A 7,789-nucleotide genomic window follows, 5' to 3' on the forward strand; every position below is an offset into this window, starting at 1 on the left:
TAGATAGGAGACTGCCAACTGATAGACTTTCAAATTAAATCAAAACAGTTTCTTAATATGATATTTGTAATTTGTTCTTGATATATAACAGACTTTACATATGGATAGTGAATCTTTAATTCACTAATATCATTAAGAATTCTGGTAATATCTTCATTCTTAGATAAGGCGATGCTTAACTAATTCCATTTATTTATGTATTCAATCTCAACATGAGATTGAGGAGTAAGAGACGCTTCTAGTGCTTGTTTCTGTTGAATAGAATGTAGCAGAATGGGATGCGAGAACTTATTGTTTATATCACTAGGTATTCTGCGTATTTTAATGTCGTTTAATCTGTCTGTCTCTGTCATACGACTTTTTACATATCCCAGACAAAATATTCGGTTCTCGTATTCAACAAAAATCCCACTACCCGAACTTCCTTTCATTACACGAGAAAAATCTGCACCCGTTGCAGATATCGCATTTTCTTCTACTTCATATGTGTTTGTAGATACCATCCTGGCACGAAACATACGCCCTGTTGGTTCTGAGGATGTATAACCATAGAAACATGTATTAGTACAAAACTCGTCTTTACCTATAAATTGAATATCATTCTCATAATCAAAACTTATCGGGAAACTATCAATATCTAGTTTAACAGATAAAAGAGCGAAATCTGCATCATCATCAGAATTGAACTCTAAAACTTCATTCACCTCTATAAGGGTTTTGCATATATGAGGAAGGCTTATCTGAATATATCTCTTATCATAGAAGCTTTTGGTAGTATTATTAAGAATACAATGGGCTGCTGTTATAACATAATAAGAACCGTCATTTGCAAACAAAGTTCCTGTTCCATTTTCAATAATTTCTTCATGCTCATTAATGCAGTTAATCTTTACAGATAATGCTTGAAGTGTATCTATATCAGGGTAACAAGATGAATCTATTAATTTCTTTCGGCTCATGACATTCAAAATTTAAACATTTATCTAACTCAAAATTAAACAAAGCTTCTTCTCTATTGTTTATTATAGTTTCAAGCGGATAGTTAAAATAAAAATGAATAGTACGAGAGTAATCTCTTTCTGGATGGCATAAAACATTCGCTATAGCTTCTCTATGTGGATGTTTATAACCTTTACTTCCATTGGTACTTATGATGAATTTATCACAATCTATAATATCTAATAAATCATTGCTGATATTATTAGCACTGCCATGATGAGACATTTTTATGAAATCTACTTGCAACTTATTTTCTTTGCTATAACCTCTTTCAATAAGAGACAAATATATTTCTTGCGGAAAGCTATCTCCTAATATTAATACGCTAAATGCATCACAACGTATTATCATACTTAACGAAACCATATTGACAAGTTCTGAAGACTTGTTCGGATTTCCTAAAGTCTTACTACGTTGTGCCAATTCACGCATGTCTATGTTGATGTCTGAATCTGTATCTATTTTATTTGACAGATTTTCTTCAGTGACGCCAACATTATACTCTTCTTTATAATTGTCAATAAAATACTTAAATAAATCTTTTCGTGGATTAATAATATCTATATCGGCAAAGGTTATAGTATCGTCCACAAATCCATTCAATCGGTATCCTTCCCAATCAAACTGTGTTTTTTGCGATATTGCACATAGAATATCAGCCATCTTACTTGCTTTATTAGATGACAAGTCTTCTGACGTATCAAAATCAACATGCTTTGCACAGTTCGCCCAAATTCTTTTAACGGGGAAAGGGACATCGTTTTGATGTCTCTCAATAAAGTCTTTTATTCCAACTAGATGATCATCATCAAAATGGGTTAATATCATTAAATCAACTGGAAGACAGTTCTCCACTTCTTTTACAAAAGGGTTAAAACGTGGATTAGGAGAAGGTCCTCCATCAATAACTATGACTCCTCTTTTATCGGATTTGTTACAACACAAAATGAGTGCGTCCCCATGCTTAGCTTGTAGAACTTGTATATAAGATTCTTGGATATTGTCTAAATTAATGGTGCACATAGTTTATAGTCTTAATCCAATGCATTTTGAGCAACTTTATTGCTTTTTCAATTTACTTCTTCTTCATTGGTGTTCAATTCCAAAGTTGTGTATATAAGGATACCTGAGTTTTGATAACATTTATCATAAAAATCGTCCACATCGTGTAAAAAGAGGCTACAAAGCTATAAATTTCTTACCCGTTTTTGAAGGTCCTCTATTCTGTACATGAGTGCATCAAACTCCAAAGAATCACCATAAATGAAGAAACGTCTCATATCTGCATAGTCATCTTGCCATGCCCCTATAACCGATTCTGGTATTGTACAGTTGATGGAAGCTGGAGCATGTAAATCATAATTCACATATTTCAAAGCATAATAAGCCTTACGATGCTCAACAATGGCATCATAAAGTTTGCGATTCGACAAAGCTTTTACACCATATTCTGTGTCCATCAGTTTTTCCAAATCATAAAGATGTCGAGACATTCGTACACTTCTCGGCTTTTCTTTTTGGAATTCTTCTGCCAAAAGAAATAGTTTCTCAAGAAATGTGCGAGTAGGAACTACTGTTCTGACCAAACTGTCTGCATCGGTATCTTCGCTATCAAAACTTTCACCTATTAGAGAACGGATTGGTCGTAATTCGGTTGGTTCGTCCATTGAAAGACAACTTATCTCAATCTTTACACGTGGAGGAATGTAAGTTATCGTGTCCTCAAGAATTGACGGATAGTGTAATAGAATTACCGTAGGATCTTTGTCAGAATCTATTAGTCTCCATTCTCCATTTTTATCTTGTTCTTGAGATACATTCTCTATACTGTAACCAGAAACTCCCATTTCTTTCAAACAGGCATCTAATTGTGAAGAAAGGGGCTCGTGAATATATGCTCGTGCCTTTTTGCGTAATTTCCCCCGCTGACTTTTACTTGTTCCCTCAATACCAAAGAACGAATGATTGATTGCCAAATCAATGTCTTCAGATAAATTATCGCAAGTTGTGATAATTTCTCTTATCACAAGTAGAATATTATCCAAAGTACGACTTTTGTACTGCTGATAGTCAATTGATTATCAGTAATACTTCTTGCCATCACTTTGGATAATATTACTAACGTCCTAAGTTTTTTAACCAACTTTTCAGTTCAGAATCAGACTCCCATGAAGGTTTGATATCTTTCTCTTGTGGAAGGATTGAAGTATATGTTTTCTCCAAGGCTTCCCGCTTTTGTTTGGAGTCAGCACGTGCATATACTTCAGTTGTCTGGATTGACACATGACCTAAAATATCTCTTATATAAACGAGGTTCACACCTGCCTGTAACAGATGCATAGCTTTACTATGGCGAAGACAGTGAGGACTGATTTTTTCAGGGATGAGATCTTCCGTGGCAGTTCTGGCCATCGTTGCATAGTTCTTTAGGATATAGGTTATGCCTGCTCCTGTCAGTTTCCCTCCACGACCGTTTTGGAAGAGAGGGCGCTGATTCATTCTCAGTTCAAGCAGATGGTTTTCTTCCATATATTTGCGTAGGATTGATACTTGGGCATCTTGGATGGGTACCAATCTTTTCTTGTTTCCTTTGCCAAAGAGTGTCACATAGCATGGCTTGGACAAACAGACATCAACCGGTCTAAGGTCTATGAGTTCCTGTACTCTGGCTCCAGTTTCATACAGCAGGGAGAGCATGGCGAGGTCTCTACGCCCCCGCATGGTAGTCTGCGGTATATGCGCTAACAATTCTTTGACAGCATCCATCGTCAGATAATTCATGGTACCCTTGATTGCCTTTTTCATCTTGACACCAAGTATTTCCTGCCATTGATGTAGGCGCGTGATATCCTCGTACTGCATATATCGGCAAAAGGCATGGATTGCGGCCAGCCTCTGATTCCTGGTCGATACAGAACTGGACTTGTCAGTTTGCAGCCAGTCAAGATAGTCAAGGACATTTTTGCGGTTCATATGTTCAAGTGTAAGTTTCTCAGCATCCACTTTTTTCTTAACCCTCATAAAGTCAAGATAAGAAGCGAATGCGGTTCCATATGAACGCAATGTATTGGAGCTTACACCCCGTTCAGCCGAGAGATATTCAGTAAAAAATCCCATCAGACATTTAGCAAAGTCATTCTTCTTCATATTCTCTTACCATTTTTTCAAGTGAGGGGAATACATAAGATGATATGGCACCGATTTGCAGGTTTAGTTCAGGGAATATCTCAGAGGTTAGACGTATATAGGACTCTGTCCCCAATAAGGTTTTATGTCCCATGAATACAGAAAGGATTGGGAGCAGGCAATACATATCCTTGCCGGACTTCACCTGTTTCATTAGTGAATGAACCGCAAAAGAGTGACGCAAATCATGTACTCTTGGACCATGATTCCCTCCAATAAAAGGGATATTACATAGCTTGAGTATTTTCCTGAACCACGTATAAGCTGTGAACTTCCGTATCCTTTTTCCTGTATGTGAAACGAACAATGGCGATTCTTTGCAACGTATGCTCTTGAGAGGCATCCTGTCTCTGTAGGATATATACTGGCGTAGTACAGCTTCCAAAGAAGGTGTAATGGGAACAATACGTTGCCGTTGGTTTTTCGATTTTCTGATGAGTATCGTACCCTTTTCAAGGTTGATGTCCTCATTGTTCAAATTCAGAGCCTCGCCTATTCTAATACCTGTGGAATATAATACGCGGAACAAGGCTGGCATGGAAAATAGGCATGAGGTGGGTTGGATGTTCTGGAAGCGGAGACTGTCTGCTGCGGCGAAGAAACGTTCCATTTCCTCATGGGTGAAAATCCTTGGGATAAAGAACTTGTCTTTCTGCCTTGGCATGGGAGGAACATAGCAGACAAATCCGCAATGGCACAGATATCGGGAAAACTGGCTTATTATGGACCATTTATCATACAGCGTCCTTTCACTGTCATTCAACCGGCTTTCACGCCATGCCTTCACCAATTCCTTAGTCAAGACCGGTTCATGCAGGGACATGGTGTAATATAGTTCGTCAAGCTCTTTGAAGATGTGCTCTATCTTCGATGTCGTAAACCCCATCGCTGCTTTCATTTTCACAAAACTCATAAAATAAGGGGCGAAGATACTCTTGAAGGTATAGTTAATCATAGAAGGCTCCTCCTTTCTGTAAATAGAAAGATTCGTCAACCAAAGGAATGTCAAGAACACATTCACGCAAGTTCACAATGTCCACCCGGAGATACTCCATTGTTGTCTGTGTACTATCGTGTCCTAATATGCTGGATATAGTAGGCAGGGAAGTTCCTTGGCGGAGCATATTGCTCGCGAGTGAATGACGCATGGAATGAGGCCCGAATCTGCGACCGGATAGATCGACTCCGGAAGACTGCATGATTCTTGTTATTACACCATTCAAACTGATGCGTGTCATGGGACGGTATGGTGCTGCTGCCGTTAAGAAGACTTCTTTTAGATGGGATTTCGGACGGGAGTCTCTTGCATAAGTGACCAATGCCTCTCCAATTTCCCTCAGAAGTGGAAGTTCTATTGGGACTTTAGTTTTGTATTGGTAAAGGATTATTTTGCCATTGTCCCAATCGATATTGTCCCAGGTCAAGGAAGCTATATCAGATACCCTCAATCCCAGTCGTGAAGCAAGGAGGAAGATCGCATAATCACGTTTGCCGACTGCCGATGCCTGTTCAATGGAACTCTCTATCTGCTTAATTTCGTTGTTACTGTAAACAGACGGCAGTTTCTCGTGCTGCGGGAAATTATTCCGTGCAAGCACATAACTGAGATTTGTGGATGTCAATCCCCTTTCATAGAGAAAGGAGCAAAACTGTCGGATGGCATAAAAGTGTTCACTCTTGCATGTCTGGGCGTGGTCAACGAAATCTATAATGACTTCCTCTGTTATATCACATATTCTATTGATTCCCTTTTGACTGAGACCGGTAATAAAGTAACTTAATAGACGCCTGTGATTGTGGATTGTCGATTCACATCGTCGTTGCTCCCGTAAAAAGTCAAGATGTTGACCAGCAGCGTTGCCAATCTCTCCCTCAAGAGGAAATTCGTGAAGCTTGACTATTCTTCGGCGTATTATTCCCGTTTGCATAAACTCCACCAAAAGGTGGATACTCCTGCGATGGGCGCGTTGTGTAGAAGCCGCCAATCCCGGCAAGACGTCAGCAAGGAATGACTCTCCAACTCTTGGAGAAAAAAGCCTTTCTCCAGTTTTGTTCATGTACGAGACGATTCCTTTCTGCCACCTTCGTTGATGCGTTTCAATACATTTTTCATCATAGCCATCCAAACGCATCTGCAAAACACAATTGGCTATGAGAGAGTTAATTTTTGTACTTTTCATATTACCTTGAGAACACCATTTGAGGTGTACAAGCACAAAGTAATACGAATATTATCAGATAATATTATCGAAAGTACTATTGATATTTAAAGAGATAACAATAGGTATCTATTGGCACTTTGGATAATATTCTACTTGTGATAAGAGAAACGCTCTATGATATTAAAACCTTTTGACAACGATGTTCCGCCTTTGAATATCAAAGAATCACGGCAATCTGTTTGAAATAATGCCTTCAGCGTAACTGTTACCCACCAGTCCTTTTCTATAGCTACCTGATTAACGCCAGGATGTTCAACCTCCGTCTGCTGTAACATTGCTAAACGGTCCACGATCTCATTGTTTAACCACAGTTTTCCCATAATTTAAGTTCCTTTTAAGCGGTTAGCATTGGTTTTATAATTCGTTTCATCCATGCAGGCATCATATCTACATCTTTGATTAAAGTCTCCTTATCTGTTTCTTTTGATATCAATTGTCGAATTATATTCAAGTCACCTTTTCCTATATTCTCCTTTTTCAGAGCCTTAAGTGCTTGAACAAGTAGTGAAATTAGACGGGTACTATAACAGAAGTTTTTGGGTACACCTCGTTTTAATACTACTTTTCTATTGGATAAGTTTATTGTTCGTTCGCTTCCTGTAGTAAGGTATGTGTAATTCATCGGTACTTGAGTCGATAGTCCTAATGCATTCAGAGCTGTCATACCTGATGGCAACACCTCTGCGTTATCTCGAACTGCAATTGCCTGTACTACCTTATCAACCGAAGGAAGCACAACACCGAATCGACTATTTCTTGGCTTGGCATATATTCCATGTGCAATTTTAACAAGCATGCCTTCAGTTGTCAACTCAGACAAAACACTCCCCACAAATTCCGTGTGGTATTCGGGGAAATCTGAACGAAACAGAATACAATCCTCAGGCATAGCTTCTATGCGTTGCCTAAGAGTTGCACCATCTATAGAATACTCATTCGCCATCACACCTTTGAAATTTTGATAATTTTTCAAATGCAAAGATATAAAAAGGATTCAGATAAACGATGAATTGCTAAGTAATTTATTAGTTAGGATCGAAAAATCATGTTTGGGAATGTTCATTAATGAAGGTCGTTTCTTTTAATAATGCTCATATTTCTTATCGGTAACTCTATTATTTTTTGACTTACCGACAAAGAATCGAAATTCTGCTATAGAAATATGCCTCTTGGGAAAATAAAAAACAACGGGAACTCTATGGTATCATTTCATAAAGTCTCAGTTGATGTATTGCTGACAATCACTGTGGTATGTTTTATATTTCGGCTCAAGCGTGGAGCTGATAAACGCACTTTATCAAAACGAGCATAAGCATAAAGTTGGGGCTGAGGGATGGACGGTAGAACAGAATCTTATGCATCGAAAAAAGTATGCGCCGGAC

Annotated in this window: 7 protein-coding genes and 1 pseudogene; all 8 read right to left on the reverse strand. The window is 38.3% G+C overall.

All coding sequences use genetic code 11. The features are described from left to right. Nucleotides 1–179 precede the first annotated feature (179 nt). On the reverse strand, nt 180–959 hold the full coding sequence (locus tag ACT8YW_RS20770) for a hypothetical protein (protein ID WP_444107008.1): 780 nt from the start codon (nt 957–959) through the stop codon (nt 180–182). Then, nucleotides 919–2,022, reverse strand: a complete 1,104-nt coding sequence (locus ACT8YW_RS20775; RefSeq protein ID WP_444107009.1) for a ComEC/Rec2 family competence protein — start codon at nt 2,020–2,022, stop codon at nt 919–921. The genes ACT8YW_RS20770 and ACT8YW_RS20775 overlap by 41 nt, the downstream gene beginning before the upstream one ends. 164 nt (nt 2,023–2,186) lie before the next feature. Next, nucleotides 2,187–3,044 carry a nucleotidyl transferase AbiEii/AbiGii toxin family protein gene (locus ACT8YW_RS20780; RefSeq protein WP_444107010.1) on the reverse strand — a complete coding sequence of 286 codons (858 nt, stop codon included), beginning with the start codon at nt 3,042–3,044 and terminating at the stop codon, nt 2,187–2,189. Nucleotides 3,045–3,117: 73 nt separating this feature from the next. Further along, the gene (locus tag ACT8YW_RS20785) at nt 3,118–4,146 is read right to left on the reverse strand and encodes a site-specific integrase (protein ID WP_444107011.1); all 1,029 of its coding nucleotides are present in this window, start codon (nt 4,144–4,146) and stop codon (nt 3,118–3,120) included. Further along, nucleotides 4,133–5,140 (reverse strand): tyrosine-type recombinase/integrase, encoded by a 1,008-nt coding sequence (locus tag ACT8YW_RS20790; RefSeq protein ID WP_444107012.1) that lies wholly within the window; start codon nt 5,138–5,140, stop codon nt 4,133–4,135. Before ACT8YW_RS20790 ends, ACT8YW_RS20785 begins: the two co-directional genes overlap by 14 nt. After that, nucleotides 5,133–6,365 (reverse strand): tyrosine-type recombinase/integrase, encoded by a 1,233-nt coding sequence (locus tag ACT8YW_RS20795; RefSeq protein WP_444107013.1) that lies wholly within the window; start codon nt 6,363–6,365, stop codon nt 5,133–5,135. Before ACT8YW_RS20795 ends, ACT8YW_RS20790 begins: the two co-directional genes overlap by 8 nt. Nucleotides 6,366–6,508: 143 nt before the next feature. Further along, nucleotides 6,509–6,727: pseudogene (locus ACT8YW_RS20800) on the reverse strand (nucleotidyl transferase AbiEii/AbiGii toxin family protein); the annotation flags it as partial. A gap of 14 nt (nt 6,728–6,741) precedes the next feature. Continuing rightward, nucleotides 6,742–7,380: a DUF6088 family protein gene (locus ACT8YW_RS20805; RefSeq protein WP_245532246.1), complete on the reverse strand. Its 639-nt coding sequence runs from the start codon at nt 7,378–7,380 to the stop codon at nt 6,742–6,744. Nucleotides 7,381–7,789: the final 409 nt, after the last annotated feature.

Origin of the sequence: Bacteroides sp. (assembly GCF_052357945.1) — a bacterium.
GTDB lineage: Bacteria > Bacteroidota > Bacteroidia > Bacteroidales > Bacteroidaceae > Bacteroides.